Origin of the sequence: Janthinobacterium sp. 35, from assembly GCF_002754575.1 — a bacterium.
Taxonomy (GTDB): Bacteria; Pseudomonadota; Gammaproteobacteria; order Burkholderiales; family Burkholderiaceae_D; genus Janthinobacterium; species Janthinobacterium tructae.
Genome location: NZ_PEFN01000001.1, coordinates 5,174,557 through 5,196,640, shown reverse-complemented (window position 1 = coordinate 5,196,640; position 22,084 = coordinate 5,174,557). Strand labels below are relative to the sequence as shown.

The following is a 22,084-nucleotide window of genomic DNA, read 5'->3' as shown; positions in this document are numbered from 1 at the left end:
CTCCCGCCCTAGACGCTGCGCAACTGCTGGCTCAGACGCTGGCGCAGCAACACCGAGGGCATGGTCGCTTCGATCGCGGGGTCGCTGCTGTCGACGGACAAATCCACCCCCGTGGCGGCGCGGTAGCCGTGGATGTAACCCTGCACTTGCGGGCGCCAGAAACGTGCCCAGTTGAAGGCCTGGGTGGGCTCATAGATATCGCTCCAGTTGCCGTAGCGCACAGACAGCAGCAATTGCTCGCCAAAGATGGCCAGGTTACGGAAATGCATCACGCTCGTATCCGTCCAGCCCTGCAGTTTCTTCATGGCATCGACCCGGTCCATCCACGGTTCCGGATACGCCACCATCACGCGCGTGGGCAAGAATTCGCGGAATTCGGGCCGCGCCAGCATCCACTGCTGCATCAGCATCTCGATGCGCGCCGTCGACGGCAAGTCGCCGAACTGGTTGTGCGCGCCCTGCGAGAGGATCAGATGGATTTCCTTCAAGGCGTTCAGCACGGGGAAGGCGTCCGCCTTGACGGTCGTGTCGTCGTCCTGCTTGTAGAACGAGGTCAGTAGGCGCAGCAAATGGTGAAACGCTTCGAGGAACTTCGAGCGGCTGTCGGCTGGCCGGAAGTGCTGTACCGCCTTGCCATCGAGACGCACGCCGTAATGGTGGTCGTACTCGTAATTGCGGCGCACCACGGTCAGCCGGTGCTGCTCATCTTGCGTGTATCCCCACAGCAAGTTGTTCAGCGGACGCAGCATGTCGATTTCCGTGTTCGACAGGGGATCGAGGCCGCTGCCCGGCGCGCGCAAGTTCTGGAAACGCTGCGTGATGGCATTCATGGTTTGCACCAGCATGCCCTCTTCGTGCCAGTACGACCAGATCAGTTCCAGCAGGCAAGGATTGGCCAGCTTTTCCTGGATGATGCCAAAGCACAGGTCGACTTCGCCTTCCTGGCCACGCGGGATACTGATGGGGATGTCGGGCAGCTTGCGGCGGATCACGGCCAGATACGGCAAGGTCTGGAAGCCATCGATGTTTTCCAGGTAATCATTGCGCAGCACGGTTTCCAGGTCGCGTCCCTGGGGAATGTCGCGCCGGTCCAGGTAGGCGTTGTCTTCGGCCGGATTGAAGGCCAGCGGCTGGTTCAGCACGCCGCAATTGACCATCACGAACGCTTCCGTCGCCACTTTCAGCACGCGGTAGGAATCGGCATCGGAAAACGGCAGCGCGCGGCGCTGCTTGAGCTGCTGGAACATGTCGGCCTTCTTGACGAAGCGTTCCTGCTCGAAGCCGCGTACATTGGCCAGGTCGCCGCAAAACAGGCTGTCCATGAAATGCAGGTAATTCGTAAACGACATCGCTTCGGTGCTGTTGCGTATCAAGGTCCACAGCGGCAAGTCTTCCGTCGGCTCCGTCTCCGTGCGCGTCAGCGACACGCCCACATTGCCGGAGATGGGCTGCGGCTGGCGCTCTTCCGTCTCGTATTCCGCATCCACGGCCAGCATGGCGTTCGGACTCAGCCCTTCCGGCACGGGCAAGGCGTTGCGCAGTTCGGGCCGCTGCGACAGCATCATCTGGCCCATGAAACGGTGCATGCCGGCGCGCCGCACGGGCGTGGAAAAGGTATTTACGGCACCGCGCATGGGCACCCATGGCGAGGCGGCCAGCACCTGCACCTGGTCGCGCCCGTCAGCACTTTGATCGCCGTCAAACGCGACGCTGGCGACGGCGCGGTCGCCCACCCTGCCGACATTGCAGTCGCTGGGATGGCAGTCGGGCGTTTCAAACACCAGCGCCACCTGCGGGTTGAGCTGCGGCTTGAAGCACAATACGGCGCTGCAACCGGCCTGCACCGTCACGCACTGGGGCGCCGTGGCGGGGAAATTGCCATACACGCCCACGTAGCTGCCCGTTGCCAGGTCGGCAAACACGGTGCAGCCGCGGCCATCGGTCCAGCGCACGCCCACCAGCATGGCGGGATCGGCCACCCAGGTGGCGGGATTGAACAGATGGCAATCGGCCTCGGCTCCCCGGTACAGGCTGATGGCGGCATTGACGACCATGATCCCGCTATCGTGCTCGTGCACGGTGACCGCGATGCTGCCGCCTTGGTGTTGCGGGCCCGCCTGGCCCGCCGCCCCGCTTTTGCTACTCCTGTTGCTGCTCCTGTTGTTGCTCATCTTGCTGCTCATGTCATTCTCCTCAATGGATAATCAAACGCGATGCCAGGGGCGGCAGCGGCCTGCCGGACTGGCGGCCGTGCCGCACGACATCGGCGCACAGTTCCGACGTGTCCAGGGTGCTGCGCAGGGCCCAGTGGGTCAGCAAGCGCCCCAGCAGCTCGCTTTCGTCTTCCGGGCTCAAAGTACCGCTGGCGCGCGCCTGGCCCAGCACGGCGAACACCAGGGTCGGCGTTGCCTGGTACATCTGCGCCGGTGCCAGGGTCCAGCTGCGAAACAGCTGCGCCAGCATGGCCGGCTGGCGTGTGTGCACAGCCATGGCCTCGGTCAGCGAGCCGCCGCGCAAGGCCGGTGGCCGGTGCTGCACCAGCAAGCCCACCAGGGCCGCCATGCTGCCCTGCAACTGTTCCAGCAGCCGCTGCTGCCCCAGGGGCAGGCCCGCCAGCGGGTAGTACGACAGCCACAGCTGCTCCAGCCGGCTCCATTGCGGATGCGGATACAAGGCCCGTCCCATGGCGCAGCTCAGGCGCACCCGCAGCCATGGCACCGGGTGGGGATCGTCGACATTGAGACGGAAGACAAACACGCGCGGCAGGCTGACCACGCCGATCAGGCCCAGGGTGGCGGCCACGCCGACGCGCGCCAGCGACCAGAAATCGGCCACGATCTCGGAAATCCACCGCTCCCACAGCTGCCACACGTGCACCAGGCCGCTGCCGCCGTGCTGCATCGCTTGCAGCATGGGCCGCAGGGATGCCACCAGGTCCAGCAGCGCCGCGCCCTGATGCCCCACCTCGTGCACCAGCGACGAGGCGATGCTGCTGCCGATCATGCGTTCGCGCGGCAAACGGATGATGGCGACGGGGTTGTCGCCGCCGCCCGGCAGGCGCGTGCGCGCACGGCGGATGGCGGCGCCCGGGCCCCGGTCCAGGTAGCAGATCACAGGTGGCGCCTGGTACACATTGCCGGGTAGCGCCAGCGCGTCGGCGGCAACGATGTCCAGGCCGGCCAGCCACACGCCCGTCTTGTGCTCGCTGCGCTGCGTGATGACTTCGTTGAACAGGTCGAACTGGGTCAGCGCGGCATTGAATTTCAGGCGCAGGAAGGTGAAGCGGCGCTGCGCCTCGGCGGCCGTAGCCGTGCTGGCGCCATCGGCGGCTTCGCGCCGCAGCCACCACTGGAACTGGGCCACCATGCGCCGTAATGCGCGCCGGCCCTGCACCAGCTGGCTTTCGATGGCCGACTGGGCGCTAGGCATCAGGGCGGCCGCCAGCACCGTCGGCTCGATCAGCGCGAATGGTTCCAGCCGCGCCAGCCGCGTCAGCAGCGAGCGCGCCTCCTGCGCCAGCATCCAGGCAGCGTAAGCGCCGATGGCCATGATGTCAGACGCCGTACAGGACGATTTTATGGCCCTGGCGCGCCCAGCGCCCGCTGGCCGGGCGCATGCCGCCCTGGCCGCGCGCGCTGCCCTGCGCCATGGCGCCGGCGCCACTGCCATTCTGCGTGGCGACCTGGCCGCCGGGACGTCCCAGCAAACCGGGTGCGAACTGGCGCGCCGCCGCACTGGCCGCCGCCTGAGCGATGGCGCGCGGGTCGCCATTGCCGCGCGTTTGCGCGGCGCGGTTGACGGTGTCGGCTGCCAGGCGCACGAACTGCTTGGCACCCTCGAATTCGCGGTCCTCGTTCGACGACGCTTCCGCTTCCAGCCCCAGCGCACCGCCGGCGGCCGAAGCCAGGCCGCTGCCGATCTTGGCCCCCAGCGGGCCGCCGAAATAGCCGCCGATGGCGCCGCCGGCCAGGGGAATCGCTTTCTTCGCTACGCCCTTGAGCACGCCGCCGATCGCTTGTCCCACGGGCGACTTGATGATGCCGCCCGCCACCGACGCGGCCTTGCGCAGGAAATTGCCGAGAAACTGTTCCAGCTCGGCCTCATTGCTCACCGACAGCAATTCATTCGCCAGCTCCATTTCCTCGGCCTCGGAAAACATGGCGTTCGCGCCGCCCTCGCCGCTCCACTCGCCCTGGCCAAACTCGAACTGTTCCGCTTCAAAACCGGACATCTCCTGCCCGTATTCCAGGGTCGTACGATCCATGTCATGCATGATGAGCTCCTCAAAGTTAACACCTCGGTTGACACCTCAGTTCGGATTACCTTGCCGGACAGCCTGGCCATCCGGCTAACAATCGAGCACGACGATGTGCCCGCCCTCGCGGCGCCAGCGGCCAGCGTCCCGTGCCGGCGTTTGCGCCGCCTGCCTGAGCAAGCCTGGCGCCACGCTGCGCGCCACCTGCAGCAGGGCCGTTTCCACCCGCGCGCCGGGCGCGCGCGCGTCCATGCCGCCGTCCTGCGCCAGTTCCGCATTGACGGCATCGATCAGATGCACGACCTGGCGCGCCAGTTCGAATTCCTTGTCTTCCGGACTCAATCCTTCCAGTTCCATGCCGAAGATGCCGGCGGCGCGCCGCTTGAGCGCCTGCGGCGAACCGCCATGCAGGGGCAGCAGGGGCGCCACCACCTTGCCCAGCAGCTGGCGCAGCGGCGCTTCCAGCGGCGTGCCGCGCACTTGCCGGCCCGCCACGGTGGCGCCCAGCTGGCGCGTCAGGAAAGCGTCGAACTGGGCCGGCCCCTGCAATTCCAGCAAGCGCGCCGCCAGGGCCAGCTCATCCTCCTGCTGCAGGGGCGGCATGGCCGGCGCATCAGGCAATTCCATTTCGGGACGATAGGCGAGCAGGCGGCTGGTCATGACAGGCTCCGGTGATAGACGGGCGGGTGGCCCATGCCTCCCTGACGCAAGGGCCATGCCAGCCATATGCGAGGGAAGAACGGGACGCCACGGCGAACGGTGTTTCGCCAATAGCGTAAAAACCATCGTTTCCGGCGAAGCGAGTTTCGTTGTCAAGATAAGCTTTCAAACAAGCTTAATTGGCAGGAATGATTACGTCGCCTATGCGCCACAGTGCGCGTCATCAGCAAAAAATATTTTTCATTTTCAAAAAAGAAACTTCGCGCTATTTCGACGAAAAAATCCTCAATGACGCCCAACGCCCATCAAAAATAAACGTAGTCAACACGCAAATAGTTAATTGGAAAGAGGATTTTGGTAAGCAAGCCCTACAATTAACGGGCCATATTTTTATTGCCTGAAAGAAACTAAATGACTGACCCTACTTTGCGCCGCTTGCTGCTCATCACATTGCTCAGTCTGCTATCCGCCTGCGGCGGTGGCGGTGGCGGCGACAGCAAGACCGGCACGCCCCAGACCCCGGACGTTTCGGTCGTGCCGCCGGCGACCACCGGCCCCGGCACCACGCCGGGCGACACCATTCCACCGCCGCCCCTGACCACGCCGCCGGCCAAACAGACGGCCACCTTCACGCGCCAGGAAGCGTCGCGCTTCCTGGGCCGCGCCACGTTCGGCCCCGACATGGCGGCCATCGAGGCCCTGGCTGCCAGCGATAGCGATGCCTGGTTCCGCGCGCAGTTTTCCAAGCCGCAAACCTTGCACCGCAAATATATCGACGCCAAGTACCCGGCTGCAGGCGCGGCGATCACCCAGGCCAGGTCAAACGACTTTTATGAGTCGTTCTGGCAGCAAGCCGTGCGCGGCGACGACCAGTTGCGCCAGCGCGTGGCCTTTGCCCTGTCTGAAATCTTCGTCGTCTCCACGCAAAACGCGGCCGTAGGGCCGCAAACCCGGGGCCTCGCCAGTTACTACGATATGCTGGGACAACAGGCGTTCGGCAACTTCCGCACCCTGCTGCAGGGTGTGGCCACCCACCCGATGATGGGACTGTACCTGTCGCACCTACGCAACCAGAAGGAATCGGCCACGCGCACACCCGACGAAAATTTCGCGCGCGAAGTCATGCAGTTATTTACCATCGGCCTGTACCAGCTGAACGCGGATGGTTCATTGAAACTGTCCGGCGGCAAACCCATCGACACCTACACGCGCGACGATGTGAGCGGCCTGGCGAAAGTGTTTACGGGCTGGAGCTGGGCCGGCCCGGACCAGGGCTCGAAGCGTTTTTTTGGCAGCCTGGCCGATCCGGACCGCGACTGGAAACCGATGCAGAACTATGCGGCGTTTCACTCCACCAGCGAAAAACGCTTTCTCGGCGTGAGCGCGGCCGGCGCCGGCGGCGGCGAAGCGGACATGGCACTGGCTCTCGACACCCTGTTCAATCATCCGAACGTTGGCCCGTTCTTTGGCCGCCAGCTGATCCAGCGCCTGGTCACCAGCAATCCCAGCCCGGCCTATGTGGGCCGGGTCGCGGCCGCCTTTGCCAACAATGGTGCGGGCGTGCGCGGCGACATGCAGGCTGTGATCCGCGCCGTGCTGCTGGACCCCGAAGCGCTGGCGCCAGCCGGCAGCACCCTGCGCACGGGAAAACTGCGCGAACCGCTGGTGCGTTTGGGCAACTGGATGCGCGCGTTTAACGCCAAGGATGCTGCTTTGCAATACCGCATCTATTACCTCAGCGATCCGCTGTCGGGACTGGGCCAGAACCCCATGAACGCGCCGTCCGTCTTCAACTACTTCCGTCCCTCCTACGTGCCACCCAATTCCGCGCTGGCGACGGCGGGCCTGATGGCGCCGGAAATGCAGATCACGTCCGAGCCGTCCGTCACCGGTTACCTGAACTTCATGCAGGATGCCATCAGCGGCGGCGTGGCGGAAAGCCGTGCCGTGCGGGCCGACTACTCGGCCGAACTGGCCCTGGCCGAGCAGCCTGCCGCCTTGCTGGAGCGGGTCAACTTGCTGCTGATGTCGGGCCATATGTCGTCCCGGCTGCGCACCAAGATCCTCTCGGCCATCACCAGCATCGCGATTCCCGCCGCCAGCGGCAGCAATGCCGCGCAAGTGACGACGGCGAAAACCAACCGCGTGCACCTGGCCATTTTCCTGGCCATGGCCTCGCCTGAATACCTGGTTCAAAAATAAGGAAGCTGCATGACTATCACCTCCCACTTCTCGCGCCGGCGCTTCCTCGGTTCCATGCTGGGCCTGGCCGGCAGCACGGCTGCGCCATTCGCCCTCAACCTGGCCGCCATGGGCCAGGCAGCGGCCCAGTCGGCCGACGACTACAAGGCTCTCGTGTGCCTGTTCATGGCCGGCGGCAACGATACCTTCAACACGGTGCTGGCCACCGACACGCCATCCTGGAGTGAATACTTGCGGTTACGCAACACGGGCGGCAACGATTCGATCCACCTGCCCGGCGTGGGCGAAACGGGCGGCGTGCTGCCGATCGTGCCCGCCACGGCGCAGGCAGGCCGCAGCTTTGCCCTGCATCCCGCCCTCGCCCCCGTGAAAGACCTGTTCGAAGGCGGCCGCGCCGCTATCGTTGCCAATGTCGGCACCCTGATCCAGCCTGTAACCCTGGCGCAATACAAGGCGGGCAATGTGGCGCTGCCGCCGAAACTGTTTTCGCATAACGACCAGCAATCGACCTGGCAATCGGGCTTGCCGGAAGGCGCCATCGTGGGCTGGGGCGGACGCCTGGGCGACCTGCTCGGCACGGGCAACGGCTATGCCACGTTTACGGCCATCTCGGCCGCGTCGAACGCGCTGTTCCTCAGCGGGCGCCAGGTGCGCCAGTTTCAGGTGGGCAAGGCGGGCGCCGTACCGATCCGCAATATCGGCAGCGGCTATCTGTTCGGCACCACCCAGGGCGAGACCGCCTTGCGCGACATCATCAGCACGGCGGGCGACGACCTGATGGAGCAGGAACACGTGGCGACGGTGCAGCGCGCCATTTCCAGCCAGGGCGTGCTGAGCGGCGCCATGCTGGCGGCCGGCGCGGGCGGCGTGCCCAATCCGCCGCCCTATGTCAACCCGAACACGGGCGTGTCCGGCGTCAACCAGCTGGCCGTGCAATTGCAAACCGTGGCGCGCATCATCGGCGGGCGCGGCGCCCTGGGGGCGAAACGGCAAGTGTTTTATGTGACCTTGGGCAGTTTCGACACGCATGACCGCCAGAAGGAGCTGCATGGCGACCTGATGGCGCGCCTGGCACACGCGCTGGCGTATTTCGACGCCACCCTGGCGGCCCTGCAGGGCGCGGATGTGCGGCGCCAGGTGACGACCTTCACGGCCTCGGACTTCGGCCGCACCTTCAGCAGCAACGGCGACGGCACGGATCACGGCTGGGGCGCGCACCACTTTATCGTGGGCGGCGCCGTGAAAGGGGGCGACATCTACGGCACCGTCCCCGCCACGGGCTTGGGCCATGCGCTGGACGTGGGTTCCGGCGCCCTGCTGCCGACCATCTCCGTCGACCAGTACGGCGCCACCCTGGCCAGGTGGTTCGGCGTGGCCGACAACCAACTGGCCGAGGTGTTCCCGAATATCGGCAACTTCAGCCGGCGCGACCTGGGTTTCATGACAGTCACTTAAGCGTTCACGGCGATGCTCAGGGTGACGACATAGCCCTGCGTGGCGTTGCCCGTCACCGTGGCCATCTGCAAGCTGGTGCCATCGCTGAAAACGTTGTCGCTGGCATAGCTGATCTGCGCCAGGTTGCGCACGCTGGCCGTGTAACCGCTGGCCGCGTAGGCGTCGTTCAAGGTTGCCATCGGGAAGGTGAACTGCGACGTCTTGAGGCGGTTCGAGGCAGAGGCCGCCTTGGCCAGGCTGGGATAGACCTCGATATGCACGTGCGGCATGCGCCCCGCGTAGCAGCCGGGAAAGATGGTCGTGAAGACCAGGTTGCCGGCGCTGTCCGTTTCCTGCACCCCGCGCAGGTAATTTTGCGCCGTCACGCCGCTCGAATACAGCGAATACAAGCCTTCGCGGTCGCAGTGCCATAAATACACGGCGTAGCCGGCCAGGCTGGCGCAGCTGCCGCTGGCGTTGAGCAACTGCAACTTGATAGTGAGCGGCACGCCCGCCGCCACGCCCGTGGCGCCATTAAAACTGGCACGGATATCGCTGCGCACCACGCCCGACTGCTTCAGCACGTTGATGATGCTGCCGCCATGCGTGTTCGTGCCGTCGGCCGGATACGGCCCGCCCGTTTCGTCGGGCATCACCGTGCAGGCGCCCGTGGTGGGCGTCATCACCGTGCCAGTGCCAGTGCCGCTACTCGCGGCGGCACTGCCGGCGTCCGAACCGCCGCCGCAGCTCATCAAAGGCAAGGTGGCGGCCCCGGCCAGCAGCCAGCGCAGGACTTGCCGCCGCTCAGTCGCCTGCCGCATCATTTCGAGGTCGGATGCCAGACCGTGATCATGTAATTCCATACATACTCCAACAAATGGGGCAAGCCCGCCAAGGCGGGGTTCAGGCTGGCGCACAGAAACAGGACGTGCGTGGCCCGTGGCGAAAGCGCCTTCCTGGCAGCCGGAGCGAGCTTGCGTTCCACGCTTCAGGCCGTTGTATTGACCAGGTTGCCGCTGGCGGACAGGCTGGCGCCCGCATTCGCCTCGCCCAGGCTGCCCGACAGCGCCTGCAAGAAACTGCCCAGTTTGCTACTACTGCTGGTGCTGCCCTCATCGCCGCCCAGCGCACTGAGCAGGCTGGCAAAGCTGGACTGCAAGTCCGTCACGCTGCTGTCCGTGCTGGCGTCACTGTCGCTGCCGGACGCGGACAGTTTTTGCAGCAGGCTTTGCAAGTCCGACTCGATATTGCCGGGGCCGCCAGCACTCCCACCGCTCTGCGCATGCAGGCTGCCCATCAGCTGGTGCAGGAAGGCGCCCAGCGCCTGGCCCACTTCGCTGCTGGTGGCGCTGCTGCCGGCGCTGTCCGTAGCGCTGTCGCCATCGCTGGCGTCCACTGACACGCCGATCGATGACAGGGCACTGGTAACGGCGTCGAGAAACGCGCCATCGTCGGGCTTTTGCGGCCGCGTGCCGCCAACGCTGCCGGCACTACTAATACTGCCGCTGCTGCTACTGCCGTTCAGGCGGCTGAGCGCGCTCAGCTGGGCAGCGGCGCTGCTGGAACTCAAGGCACTGATGCTCACGGTTACTCTCCTGTGGCTGATTGAGGACGGCGCGGGCCGGGGCGGCTGTCGCGCCGCTGCTGCACTTGCTTGCGCTGTTCCGGCGTCAGCACGGCCAGCAATTGCTGCTCCAGCCGCGCATGCAGCAAGCTGATCTTTGCCATGGCTTGCGCCGCCGTGTTCGCCAGCGCGCCAGCCTTCGCATCGTCGTAGGCGCTGGACCCGGCCAGCTCGCGCAGCTGCGCATGGGCCTTGAAAACGATCTTTTCCTGTTCCCGCAGCAAGGGCGCCTGGGCGTAGGTGGCGGCGAAAACCTTGTCCTGCTGCGCCTCGCTCAACTCGACGCCATGCAGAAACGGCGGCAAGCCGGGCGGCGGCCCCGGCATGGCGCGCGCTAGCGGGCCGTCCGGCGCAGATTCTTGCTGGGCCAGCGCCAGCAGCGGCATGCTGCAAGCGGACAGCAGCACCAGGGATACGGCAATACTCAGGTGTTTCATCGGGCTTTCCTTTCGTGGCGATCAGCCCTGATTGTCGGCGTCTGGCATGTAAAGCAACGTTAGGGCCGCGTAAAAGCGTGTAAAGGCAGCTGCGCAAATGTCAGCAGGCGTATGTAAAAGCGGGTAAAAGCGACCTGATCCGCCCCTGCTGACTGCTATCATCAGGCGATATTCACCCGAAAAAAGCACAGGCATGAGCAAGGTTTTGTTAATCGATGACGACGTGGAACTGGTCGGCATGTTCCAGGAATACCTGACGCAGGAAGGTTTTGACGCCCGCGCCGTGCATGACGGCGAAAGCGGCGCGGCCGAAGCGCTGACGGGCCTGTACGCCATCGCCGTCCTCGACGTCATGATGCCGCGCATGAATGGCCTGGAAACCCTGCGCCGCATCCGCGCCGGCAGCAACCTGCCCATCCTGATGCTGACGGCACGCGGCGATGACACGGACCGCATCGTCGGCCTGGAGCTGGGTGCCGACGATTACGTGACCAAGCCGTGCACGCCGCGCGAGCTGACGGCGCGCATCCGCGCCATCCTGCGCCGTTCGCAAGCGGCGCCGCACGACAGCTCGGGCCTGGCGCCGCTGGCCGTTGGGCAACTGACGATGTGGCCGGAACAGCGCCGCGTTGCCTGGGCCGGCGCGCACCTGGAGCTGACGAGCACGGAATTCAATCTGCTGGAAGTGCTGGTGCGCCATGCGGGTAAGCCCGTGAGCAAGAATCAATTGTCGGAACTGGGCCTGGGCCGGCCCATGGCGCGCTTCGACCGCAATATCGATGTGCACTTGAGCAGCCTGCGCCGCAAGCTGGGCAGCCTGGCCGACGGCCGTTCCTGCCTGCAGACCGTCTACCGTCTCGGTTACCAGTTGATCAAGGAGTAAGCGTGGGCCGTCTGTTCTGGAAATTTTTTCTGTGCATCATGCTAGCGCAAGTGACGGCCACCATCGGCATCGGCGGTACCTTCTGGCTGAAAAACCGGGCGGCACAGCAGGAGCGGGCCCTCGACATCGATACCAGTCCGCCGGCGCAAATGATCATCGAGGCCGCCAGCGCCACCGTGGAAGCGGGCGGCAGCCAGGCCTTGCAGCAATTCCTGGGCAAGCTCGAACGCATGCGCGTGTTCGCCGTCGATGCCAAGGGGCAAGAACTGATGGGCCGCACAGTGCATCCCGCCATGCTGAACAAGGCCCGCGCCATGCTGGGACAAAGCCAGCAGCATCCCGTCGTGCGCGAGGTCATCGGCAGCGACGGCGTGCGCTACCTGCTGTTCCTGCCTTCGTCCGAACGTTTCCGCAATGCCGAAGCGGGCGCCGCGCGCGACACGCTCAACGCCGTCACTCTGAGCGGCCCGCGCGGCATGGGAGACGGTCCACGGCCCAACGCAGCGGGCGCCCCGCCGCCACGCGGCGACTTCGGCCGCGGCATGCCACCCGGACCGCGCATGGACAGCCCCTACCGCACCTTCATTCCGCTGGCCGCCGCCATCGCCGCCAGCCTGCTGTTCTCGTTCTTGCTGGCCTGGTATTTTGCGCGTCCCATCCGCGACCTGCGGCAAGCATTCGAGGCTGCCTCGCAAGGCGACCTGGCGCCGCGTTTTCAGGCCAGCGGCAAGCGCGGCGATGAATTGACGGACCTGGGCCGTGATTTCGACCGCATGACGGGCCGCTTGCGCAGCCTCATGGATAGCCAGACGCGTTTGCTGCACGATGTGTCGCACGAACTGCGCTCGCCGCTGGCGCGCTTGCAAGCGGCCATCGGCCTGGCGCACCAGCAGCCGGACAAGATGGACGCCTCGCTGCAGCGCATCGAACGCGAAAGCGAACGCATGGATAAGTTGATCGGCGAGCTGCTGACCCTGTCGCGGCTGGAAGCGGGCGCCGGCTCTCCCCTCAGCGAAGACGTCGGCATCGCCGACCTGTTGCACGACATGATGGAAGATGCCCGCTACGAAGCGAAGGCGCGCCAGGTGGGCATCGCCCTGGCGGGCGACGCGGCCATTGCCGACGCCGCTGTCACGGGCCGGCCGGAACTGCTGGCGCGCGCCGTGGAAAACGTGGTGCGCAATGCCATCAAACACAGCCCCGACGGCGGCACGGTGGAAGTGAATTTGTCGCGCCTGCATGACGGCAAGCAGGATCTGCTGCGCATTGCCGTGCTGGACCGCGGCCCCGGCGTGGCCAGCGCCGACCTGACCCGCATTTTTGAACCGTTCTTCCGCGCCAGCCATACCCAGCACAGCACGGACGGCCATGGCCTGGGCCTGGCCATCGCCCAGCACGTCATCAATGCCCATGGCGGCCGCATAGCGGCCAGCTTGCGCAGTGGTGGCGGGCTGTGCGTGGAAATGCTGTTGCCCGTCAAAACGCCAGGCTGACCTTCCGGCGAGCCTGGCGTGTTGACGCGCGGATGTGCTGCTACGCCTGCGTATCGATGATGCTGCCCAGGGTCGACGAGCTTGACTTGGCCGGACTCGTCGCCGTATCTGCGCTGCTGGCCGTCTGAGAAGCTTGCTGCGCCTGCGCGGCGGCCGCCTGTAACTGGGCAATTTGCGCCTGCAAGGCCTGGATTTGCTGTGCCAACTGCTGTTGCAGCTTTTGCGATGCCTCCGTCTGCTCGCCCTTTTGCGATTCCGTCAATTCTTTTTGCGCCGCCGTGATCTGCTTTTGCAGCGCCGCGATCTGCGAACTGCTGCCCGAACTGGCGCTACTGGCCGCGCTGACTGCGCCGCCTGAACCGATTGCCGCTACCATACTGCCTCCTCAGTGTTTCAATACCAAGGTTAACGGCAAGCATGGGGCGCGGATGTAGGGCGGCAGGTGTAAAGGCAGGTAAAGACGGCTGGCGCCCCACCCTTCAGAATAATCAGGTCTTCGGCAAGGTCACGCCAACCTGGCCCTGGTATTTGCCGCCGCGGTCCTTGTACGACGTTTCGCACACTTCATCGGATTCGAAGAACAGCACTTGCGCCACGCCTTCGTTGGCGTAGATTTTCGCCGGCAACGGCGTCGTATTCGAAAATTCCAGCGTCACGAAACCTTCCCATTCCGGTTCGAACGGGGTGACGTTGACGATGATGCCGCAGCGCGCATAGGTGCTCTTGCCCAGGCAAATCGTCAATACGTTGCGGGGAATGCGGAAATACTCGACCGTACGGGCCAGCGCGAACGAGTTCGGCGGGATGATGCAATAGCCCTTGCCCGACACATCGACGAAGTTGTTTGCGTCAAAATCCTTCGGGTCGACGATGGTGGTGTTGATGTTGGTAAACAGCTTGAACTCGTCGGCGCAGCGGATGTCATAGCCATAGCTGGAGGTACCATAGGAAACGATGCGGTTGCCGTCGCGTTCCTTGACCTGGCCCGGTTCGAACGGCTCGATCATGCCCGTTGATTCGGCCATGCGGCGTATCCATTTATCGCTTTTAATCGTCATCGCAGGGGTATCTTTCTAGAATATCGGAATGGCGGGGGCCGCACGCCTGCTGCAGGCACGGCCCGAATGGCAGGATTTTACGCGAAAATCCGCCACTGTTGGCCCTTGCAAGATGAAAATCGTTGGTCTCAGGCTACTGTTTCGCCAGCAAGGAAGTGATCATCTCGCGCACGACTTGCGCCGTCAGTTCCGGGTTTTCCATGGGAAACAGATGGCCGCCCGGCACCTGGCGGAAAAACTTGCCGACCAGCTTGCGCGTGGCCTTCAAGCCCGCCTGGCGGCATTCCACCGATTCCGTGCCGCCGATAAAGCCGATGGGCACCTGCAAACCATCCTTGACGAGGCCGCCGATGTGATGCGGCAAGCTGCGGTAGACATCTGTTTCCACTTCGCGCGTAAAGCGCAGCTGCACCCCGTCCGGATGGGGAACCAGGCCGCTGTCGATGTAGTCGCGCAACACCTGCGGCGCCCAGATGGCGAACATGTCCTTGGCGGCAAAGTGGGCATACGCGGCTTGCGCATCGGGCCACTGCTTGCGCCGCTTGGCGGAAAAGCGCGACGGCGAAAACCGCTCGCCCAGCGCCGTATTGCGCGCCAGGCGCACCAGCAAGGCGCGCCAGCCCGCCACCACGGGCGAATCGAGCAAGACCACGCAGCGCACCAGGTCGGGCCGCTGCTTGGCCACCATCACGCTGAGCATGCCGCCCAGCGAATGGCCGACGAGGATCACGGGCGCGCTGTAGCGGCGTTCCAGGTCATCGATATACTCGCGCACCAGCTCGGGCCAGCCCGTGCTGACGGGATAATCCGGGTCGTGCGCATGCATGTCGAGCGCCTGCACGCTGTAGTGCTGGCCCAGCAGGCCGAACAGCTTGCGGTAGGTGCCTGCTGGATAGCTGTTGGCATGGGCAAAGTGCAGTTGCGGGAGTGTCATCGTGGGATGGTGCCGGTGAATGCGATAGGCAATTGTAATGGCATGCCGGCAAGCCGTATCAGAGGAAGACCTCTAATTGCCCCCGCGCCTGGGCCATGCCCGGCACGAACGAGGCCAGCACCGCGCCCAGCTCGGCGCTTGATTCCACCACGCAAAAGGCGTCGTCAAATGCGTGGTGACGGTTCATGTGGTTGCGCACGATGATGCATTCCAGCCCGGCGGCCCTGGCGGCGCGCAAGCCGCGCGGCGAATCTTCCACCGCCACGCACTGGGCGGCGGCCAGGCCCAGGCGCTGCAAGCCCAGCTGATAGCCGTCGGGGGCAGGCTTGCTTTCGCCATACATTTCACGCGTCAGCACGAAGTCGAAGTGTGGCAACATGCCCGTGGCCGCATGGCTGATCTGGAAATGCTGTGCGTAGGAGCTGGTGACCACGCCCATGGCCACATGCGGGCGCAGCGCCGCCAGCACTTGCCCGATGCCGGGCATGGCCAGCTGGCGCGCCTGGCGCAAGCGTTGCGCAAACAGCACGGTGCGCTCGGCCCGCAGGCGCTCGACCAGCTCGATGGCGTGGCCCTGTCCCAGCAGCACATGCCAGGCGCCGTAGTTATTGTCCAGGAACCAGTCAAAGAATTGCTTGGGCGTCAAATCTATGCCGTAGGGCAAGAGCAAGTCGCGGTTGCTTTCGTAAAACAGCTGCTCGGTGTTGACCAGCACGCCATCGTTGTCCCACAGCACGCCCTGGATGGTTTTCATGGCTTGTCGTCGTTTAAGAACTTACTTGAAGAAAATGTCGTAGGACAACTTGACGATCAGCAGCACCAGCAGCACGAGGAAGAGGATGCGCACGAAGGCGGCGCCGCGGCGCACGGCGATCCAGGTACCCGTCAGGGCGCCCAGGATATTGCACACGGCCATCGGTGCGGCCACCGCGTACACCACGTGGCCGGCAGGAATGAAAAAGGCCAGCGCGGCCACGTTGGTGGCGATATTCACCAGTTTCGAGCAGGCCGATGCGAGGATGAAATCGAAGCCGAAGACGCGGATGAACAGGAAAATCAAAAAGCTGCCCGTGCCTGGACCGAACAGGCCGTCATAAAAGCCGATGGCGCCGCCGATGACGATGGCCAGGATGCGTTCACGCGGGCCGATGGGGCGCGCTTCGCGCGTCGTGCCGAAATCCTTCTTGATGAAGGTGTAGATGGCCATGATGATGATCAACACCAGCACCATCGGGCGCACCACCTGCTGCGGTACATACGATACGGCGGCCGCGCCGATGAAGGACATGACAAAGGCGCTGGCCACGGCGGGCAGCACCAGCAGCCAGGGAATGTGCACCTTGCCGACGAACGAGCGGGCGGCAAACGTGGTGCCGCAGGCCGACGCCAGTTTATTCGTGCCCAGCAAGGAGGTCGAGGCCATGTTCGGCATCAGGTTGAACAGGGCCGGCAGCTGTATCAGCCCGCCCCCGCCCACGGCGGCATCGATCAGGCCAGCAAAGAAGGCAAATAAACACAGCAGTGAGATGGTCAGCATGATAGGCAATGAGGAATGGGCGACAGCGGCAGTATAGGCGCCGTGGATTTTTCCGGATGCAACTTCAAATTGCGGAAAACGCAATCAGGCGTAACGCTTGACGGAATGCGCCCCATACGGTCTACTGGCCTCTTTTGCCGGGAGTCACCGATGTCGATGAAACTGATGTGGGAGATCCGCGCCTTCTGCACCGTGGTCGAAAAACGCAGCTTCATCCACGCGGCGCGCATGCTGGGACGCTCGCCGTCGGCCGTCACGCGGGCCATCCAGTTCCTCGAAGACGCCATCGGCGCCGAGCTGATCCTGCGCACGCAAAAGCAGTTCACCCTGACGACGGCCGGCGAGACGTATTACGCGTCGGCCAAGCACTTGCTGGAAACGCAGGCCGAGGCGGAAGACCAATTGGCGGAATTGAGCAACTCGCCGCAAGGCTGGGTGCGCCTCTCGGCGCCGGAAATCCTGTCGCTGGGTTTCTTGCCGAAGGTGGTGGCGCAATTTTCGCGCGACTACCCGAATGTGTCCGTGGACATCCATTTCTCGGACAAATCGATCGACCCCATCCAGGAAAAGCTCGACTTCGCCATCCGCGGCGCCTTCCCCCAGTCCAGCGAGCTGATCGGCTATCCCCTGTGGAATTACCGCCGCTACATGTACGCCTCGCCCGACTATATAGCCCGCATGGGCGCGCCGGACGAACCGGAAGAGCTGGCCGGCCACGACATCATCATGCACTCGGCTCCGCGCATCCTGCGCGACTGGCATTTCGTTTCCACCGAGCGCAACGTGCGCTACCAAGTGCAACCGCGCTTCCGCTTCACTTCCGGCATCGCCACCTTCCAGGCGGCCCTGGAAGGCGCCGGCATCGTGCGCCTGGCCAGCTGGCTGGCCGAACCGGCCGTGGCTGCAGGAACGCTACGCCGCGTCTGCACGGCGTACCGGCTCACCTCATCGAAGGAGCTCGATCCCAGCATCCATGCCGTGTATGGGACGTCGAGGATGGCCAAGGGGGCAAGGCTGTTTCTGGAATATGTAAAGAAAATGGGGCTGGAGATACCGGATGAACGGATGAATTGATATTCAGTTTTAAAACATGTGTGTGAAATACCTTTCCTGTCCCATATTTTATTTCCCCATGTTCGCCTGCGGATAGAAATAGTCTCCTTGCGCCACTTTCACCTTAGGGCAATCCTTGATGCGTCATGAAATGCATGCACGACATACGCAGCGGCCAAGGCGCCGAAAAACGCTTGTATGAAATTCTGTAATTTGTTAGGATAAAACGTCAAAAAAATATTGGATATTACATCATCAATGAAAACACAAATACCGGACGTTATCGACGCAATGATATCTCAGGCCACATCACCTCAAAAAGATGACTACCTGAACAGTATTTTATATGGAATGTGCAAGAAATCACCAGAGCATACTGATATCGGCGTTATCTATGCAAAACTATCCATTATTGGACGTACCTATGCCGCGGCACTGGAAAGAACGTCAAAAAAAGAAAAGAAAAGCAATGCAATATTCTCGATGGCCATTTCGAAAATAATTAAAGATGGCGAACTTGACGCTCTCATAAATAAGGCCAGGATGGTAAAACTACCAACCTCGCTGGAATTCTCCAACGCCGATCTGGAGGCCATTTCGAAAATATTGGCTCCACACGCCTATCTTTCTCGCGTACTCAGCCAAGCCGCAGAGATAGGAAAAGTCTCGCTTTCATCAAAATACCTGCACTTCCACCTACCCGACCTTTACCCTATATACGATAAATATTCACGAAAAAATATAAGCAAATTCACCTCAGGCATAGGCAATAAACTTAAATATGAGAATTGCGACGAAAGTTATGCCAAGTTTTTTATCAGATGTCTTTTATTAAAAAATTCACTGATGAAAAACCATCAGAAAAAATTGAGCATGCGACAAATAGACAATTTACTTTTAGGAAAAAACCCCACCTTTTGACAAGGATAAGTACAACAACCCTGTGTACACCAGATCGGGCACAGGGCTGACTTATAAACGATTGAAGGTCTTGCAAGCTATAACTTCAATCCTGCCCCACCTCACATACCGTGCCAGTAACGCGGCCGGCTGGCGCGATAATGCGTTACATCAATATTGCCCCCAAACTCCAGCACCACCGCCCCTTCCACATCCGTGCGCAGCCGCGTAATCCCCATGTCACCATAGCGCGCATACACCTGCGCCTTCGGATGTTTATAGCGATTGCGGTGCCCGACCTGGAAGATCGCCAGACCGGGTTGGACGGCGTTCAAGAATGCCTGTGTCGACGAGGTGCCGCTGCCGTGGTGCGGTGCCAGCAGCACGTCGGCGGCCAGATCGCCGTCCGCCGAGCGCGCCAGCAATTGCGCTTCCTGCGCCGCTTCAATATCGCCGGCCAGCAAGATCGCATGCTTGCCTGCCGTGATTTTCACGGTGCAGCTGCGGGCGTTCGGTTTCAGGGAAATATCCGTGTGGCTGGCGGGCAACGGGTGCAGCATGGCGAAGTGCACGCCTTCCCAGCTCCAGCGCTGGCCAGCCATGCAGTGCAGATAAGGACGCCGGGCTTGCCGCCGGGCATCGATGGCCGGGTGGCCGTCGAACAGCGACGAGGCCAGCCAGCCTACGTCTATGTTTTCCAGCAAGGATACGGCGCCGCCCGCGTGATCGAGGTCGCTGTGGGAAATGATCACGCCGTCGAGCTTGCTGATGCCGCGCGCACGCAAATACGGCACGATGACCCGGCTGGCGCCATCGGAGTCGAGGCTGTAGGCGGGTCCCGTGTCGTACAGCAGGCGGTGAGCGTGCGTTTCCACCAGCACGGCCATGCCTTGGCCCACGTCAAAGGCCGTGACCCACATCTGGCCAGGTGGCGGGCTGGACGGCAAGGCCGTCAGCAGCGGCAGCCAGCCCAGCATGCCCGCCCAGCGATGCGGCCAGCCGCGTGGCGCCAGCAGCCATGCCGTGCCAAACAATGCCCAGCAAAAACTCCAGATTGGCGGCGCGGGCGCCGTCCACACGGCAAAGCGGCGCGCCCCCAGCCATTCCAGCACCTGCGCCAGCATCTGCACGATGGCGTGTGCCAGCAGCAATAGCCAGTCACACAGGGGCGCCGGCAGCAGGCTGCCCGCCAGCGACAAGGGCGTGACGAGCAGGCTGATGATGGGGATGGCCAGCGCATTGGCCACGGGGCTGACCAGCGAGACTTGCGAGAACAGCAGCATCGTCAAGGGTACCAGTCCCACCGTCACCACATACTGCGTGTGGGCGCCCAGCGCCACGGCCGCGCGCAAGCGGCGCCAGCGGCCGGCGCTCTGCGGCAAGGGCGCCGTGGTACGGCCCGCCGTCGCGTACAGCATGCTGGCGACGGCGCCGAACGACAGCCAGAAGCCGGGCCACAGCACGGCCCACGGGTCGAGCAGCACCACCACGCCCAGCGCCAGGCACAGCACGTGGACTACGCTGGTGATGCGTCCCAGCCACAGGGCCAGCGCCACTACCAGCAACATATACAAGGTGCGCTGCGCGGGAACGCCAAAACCGGCCAGCAGCACATACGCAAATGCCGCCAGCGCGCCGGCCAGGGCCGCCACTTTTTGCGCCGGCAGCAGCAAAGGCAGTTGCCGCTCCGTAAAAAACGAGCGCCGCCACAGCGCACCCGCGCCCAGGGCGAACAGGCCCGCGATCATCGTAATGTGTAAACCCGAGATGGAGATCAAATGGCTCACGCCCGTGCGGTTGAACACTTGCCAGTCCGACTGGGGGATGGCGCGCTGGTCGCCCACCACCAGCGCCACGATCACGCCCGCATACTGTTTTCCGTCCAGGCTGCGCAAGATGCGCGCGCGCAACGCCGCGCGGCTGGCCTCCACCACGTTGCCGAAGCCGGGCACAAAGGCTGCCAGGCGCACGTTCGGCGTATCGGCGCGCGGCTGCGGCCGCACGTAGCCCGTGGCGCGCACGCCCTGCTCCAGCAGCCACGCCTCGTAATCGAAACCCATGGGATTCGCGTTGCCATGTGGACGCTGCAGCCGCACCGTCAAACGCCAGCGCTCGCCCGGCTGCACGTCGCCCACCTCGTTCGTCACGGCATCGCGAAAACCCGCGTACCAGGACAGGGCGATCAGCGGCGGCACCTGCGCGCCAACCGCCTTTTCCACGGCAAAATTGAAGCGCACGCCCTGCTCGAAACGGTACGGCAGGCTGGCGATGGTCCCCGTAACGATGATGTCCTGCCCTTCATCGGCCAGCACCAGCCGCGGTGCCATGGCGGCCTGGGCCAGCCAGGCGGCCCAGAAAAAGCCCAGGGCGGCGCCATAGCATAAGCTGGCGACGCCACCCAAGGCCCACCGCCGCAGGTACATCAACAACGCATATGCCAGCGCGACAACCAACATGCACAACAGTACCCTACCTGCAGCGGCGGGTAGTTCCGCCTGCATTTGCAGCAGGGCCGCACCGCTTGCAAAACCAAGGATGCCCATACGCATGATGCGGCCTTGCGTTCAAATACTGACAGGAAGAAGTGGGCGCTGCCTGTGGAAGAATAGACTGTCCACCCATTGCCCAGGAACAGAAACTCACTTGTTTGATATCCATCAATCTCAAGCGATTTACTCTGACAATCAGCCTCAATTTTATTGCATGCAGGAGTCTTCCGCGTACGATGATCGGTGCCGCCCCTTACCATTTACAAGGAAAATCACCATGTACGAAAGCCACTATACGCATCACTTTTTCCGTCTGTGGGGTGCCAGGGAAGGCGCCGATGGTCTCCGTCCGGACACTGTGTTGCTGGGCAATAGCCAGAATGACTTCGATGCCAAACTCGGTGATCTAGCGGGAAAAGTCGGGCTTCGCTACTTTCTGGTGGAATTCAAGCTCGAGCGCGCCGGCATCGCGCAGGAAGCAAGCGTGACCGGCAAACCGCACCGGCACGCGCTGTATCAGCATCTGCGCAATGACAGCAGCTGTCAGCAAATGGCCAACGTGGGCCATTTCGCCGCCTATCCTGAAGATGCCGTGCTGGCATTTGAACCTTACGCGCATGCCGTCGCGCCCCGGCAGTCACGCAAGGACATCGTCGACGGCATCATGCTCCAGGACAGGCCCTGGCATGCGCTGGATTATTCCCGCAGTCCCATCTCCTTCGATGCTTTCTACGATTTACTGAATGCGCAAGACAATACCCCCAGCCAGATGCACCCTGACTACTACGGCGACGGCATCGGCCTGCCGCGGAAAAAGTTCGAAGAGTATATCGCCTGCATGTACCAGCACCTGGAGCAGGTCGTGGACGACGACGGCGCCATACTGCTGGGCGTGACACACCCCGGCAATGGCGCCTTCATTTACTTCCGGGGCACCGTGCCACAGCTCATCGCCAGGCTGCACTCGGCATTCAACACCCTGGGCGCGAACATTCCGCCGCGCGCCGCGCCTCCCGCCCAACCACGCGGCACGCCTTGATCGCCACTTTTTCATCGTCCTCCATGTCTTCCTTGCGACCCGACCGTGCGACGCCACGGCTTGGCCGCAAGGCGCCACAGTCAGCG

Annotated in this window: 20 protein-coding genes; 7 read left to right on the top strand and 13 right to left on the bottom strand. The window is 63.3% G+C overall.

The window, feature by feature from the left end:
- Positions 1–8 precede the first annotated feature (8 nt).
- The 4 genes from CLU93_RS23085 to CLU93_RS23070 all read right to left on the bottom strand — a co-directional run bounded on the left by CLU93_RS23085 (position 9) and on the right by CLU93_RS23070 (position 4,915).
- Positions 9–2,183, bottom strand: a complete 2,175-nt coding sequence (locus CLU93_RS23085; protein ID WP_099763484.1) for a hypothetical protein — start codon at positions 2,181–2,183, stop codon at positions 9–11.
- 10 nt (positions 2,184–2,193) lie between these two features.
- A complete protein-coding gene (locus CLU93_RS28685) occupies positions 2,194–3,486 on the bottom strand; it encodes a hypothetical protein (protein WP_373629884.1) in 1,293 nt (430 codons plus the stop codon).
- Positions 3,487–3,553: 67 nt separating this feature from the next.
- A complete protein-coding gene (locus CLU93_RS23075) occupies positions 3,554–4,273 on the bottom strand; it encodes a hypothetical protein (RefSeq protein ID WP_099763482.1) in 720 nt (239 codons plus the stop codon).
- 75 nt (positions 4,274–4,348) lie between these two features.
- The gene (locus CLU93_RS23070) at positions 4,349–4,915 is read right to left on the bottom strand and encodes a hypothetical protein (RefSeq protein WP_099763481.1); all 567 of its coding nucleotides are present in this window, start codon (positions 4,913–4,915) and stop codon (positions 4,349–4,351) included.
- A 411-nt stretch (positions 4,916–5,326) separates the two neighbouring features.
- Here CLU93_RS23070 and CLU93_RS23065 point away from each other — a divergent pair, with 411 nt between their 5' ends.
- Positions 5,327–7,117, top strand: a complete 1,791-nt coding sequence (locus CLU93_RS23065) for a DUF1800 domain-containing protein (protein WP_099763480.1) — start codon at positions 5,327–5,329, stop codon at positions 7,115–7,117.
- Positions 7,118–7,126: 9 nt separating this feature from the next.
- A complete protein-coding gene (locus CLU93_RS23060; RefSeq protein WP_099763479.1) occupies positions 7,127–8,572 on the top strand; it encodes a DUF1501 domain-containing protein in 1,446 nt (481 codons plus the stop codon).
- Here CLU93_RS23060 and CLU93_RS23055 read toward each other — a convergent pair.
- The 3 genes from CLU93_RS23055 to CLU93_RS23045 all read right to left on the bottom strand — a co-directional run bounded on the left by CLU93_RS23055 (position 8,569) and on the right by CLU93_RS23045 (position 10,612).
- Positions 8,569–9,414: a dioxygenase family protein gene (locus CLU93_RS23055; RefSeq protein ID WP_099763478.1), complete on the bottom strand. Its 846-nt coding sequence runs from the start codon at positions 9,412–9,414 to the stop codon at positions 8,569–8,571. The two genes, CLU93_RS23060 and CLU93_RS23055, sit on opposite strands and share 4 nt — an antisense overlap.
- Before the next feature lie 125 nt (positions 9,415–9,539).
- Complete coding sequence (locus tag CLU93_RS23050; RefSeq protein WP_099763477.1) at positions 9,540–10,136, bottom strand: hypothetical protein; 597 nt, start codon at positions 10,134–10,136, stop codon at positions 9,540–9,542.
- A 2-nt stretch (positions 10,137–10,138) separates the two neighbouring features.
- Positions 10,139–10,612, bottom strand: a complete 474-nt coding sequence (locus CLU93_RS23045; protein WP_099763476.1) for a Spy/CpxP family protein refolding chaperone — start codon at positions 10,610–10,612, stop codon at positions 10,139–10,141.
- A 193-nt stretch (positions 10,613–10,805) separates the two neighbouring features.
- Between CLU93_RS23045 and CLU93_RS23040 the strand changes: the two genes are divergently transcribed.
- Positions 10,806–11,495 (top strand): response regulator transcription factor, encoded by a 690-nt coding sequence (locus CLU93_RS23040; RefSeq protein WP_071076833.1) that lies wholly within the window; start codon positions 10,806–10,808, stop codon positions 11,493–11,495.
- Between the two features lie 2 nt (positions 11,496–11,497).
- A complete protein-coding gene (locus CLU93_RS23035) occupies positions 11,498–12,988 on the top strand; it encodes a sensor histidine kinase (RefSeq protein WP_099763475.1) in 1,491 nt (496 codons plus the stop codon).
- 40 nt (positions 12,989–13,028) lie between these two features.
- On the opposite strand, the gene CLU93_RS23030 is transcribed toward CLU93_RS23035, so the two are convergent.
- The 5 genes from CLU93_RS23030 to CLU93_RS23010 form a co-directional block, all read right to left on the bottom strand.
- The gene (locus tag CLU93_RS23030) at positions 13,029–13,364 is read right to left on the bottom strand and encodes a FlxA-like family protein (RefSeq protein ID WP_099763474.1); all 336 of its coding nucleotides are present in this window, start codon (positions 13,362–13,364) and stop codon (positions 13,029–13,031) included.
- A gap of 112 nt (positions 13,365–13,476) precedes the next feature.
- Positions 13,477–14,046, bottom strand: coding sequence for a dCTP deaminase (gene dcd / locus CLU93_RS23025; RefSeq protein WP_071076830.1), 570 nt, complete (start codon positions 14,044–14,046; stop codon positions 13,477–13,479).
- Positions 14,047–14,179: 133 nt separating this feature from the next.
- Entirely contained in the window at positions 14,180–14,980 is an 801-nt protein-coding gene (locus CLU93_RS23020) for an alpha/beta fold hydrolase (RefSeq protein WP_099763473.1), read from the bottom strand.
- A gap of 58 nt (positions 14,981–15,038) precedes the next feature.
- On the bottom strand, positions 15,039–15,734 hold the full coding sequence (locus CLU93_RS23015; protein ID WP_099763472.1) for an HAD family hydrolase: 696 nt from the start codon (positions 15,732–15,734) through the stop codon (positions 15,039–15,041).
- 21 nt (positions 15,735–15,755) lie between these two features.
- A complete protein-coding gene (locus CLU93_RS23010) occupies positions 15,756–16,517 on the bottom strand; it encodes a sulfite exporter TauE/SafE family protein (protein WP_034756294.1) in 762 nt (253 codons plus the stop codon).
- A gap of 150 nt (positions 16,518–16,667) precedes the next feature.
- On the opposite strand from CLU93_RS23010, the gene CLU93_RS23005 reads away from it, so the two are divergent.
- Complete coding sequence (locus CLU93_RS23005) at positions 16,668–17,591, top strand: LysR family transcriptional regulator (RefSeq protein WP_099763471.1); 924 nt, start codon at positions 16,668–16,670, stop codon at positions 17,589–17,591.
- Positions 17,592–17,828: 237 nt separating this feature from the next.
- Positions 17,829–18,491 (top strand): hypothetical protein, encoded by a 663-nt coding sequence (locus CLU93_RS23000; RefSeq protein ID WP_143451790.1) that lies wholly within the window; start codon positions 17,829–17,831, stop codon positions 18,489–18,491.
- A gap of 101 nt (positions 18,492–18,592) precedes the next feature.
- On the opposite strand, the gene CLU93_RS22995 is transcribed toward CLU93_RS23000, so the two are convergent.
- The gene (locus tag CLU93_RS22995) at positions 18,593–21,019 is read right to left on the bottom strand and encodes a DNA internalization-related competence protein ComEC/Rec2 (protein ID WP_099763469.1); all 2,427 of its coding nucleotides are present in this window, start codon (positions 21,017–21,019) and stop codon (positions 18,593–18,595) included.
- A 217-nt stretch (positions 21,020–21,236) separates the two neighbouring features.
- On the opposite strand from CLU93_RS22995, the gene CLU93_RS22990 reads away from it, so the two are divergent.
- A complete protein-coding gene (locus tag CLU93_RS22990) occupies positions 21,237–21,998 on the top strand; it encodes a hypothetical protein (protein ID WP_099763468.1) in 762 nt (253 codons plus the stop codon).
- Positions 21,999–22,084 lie beyond the last annotated feature (86 nt).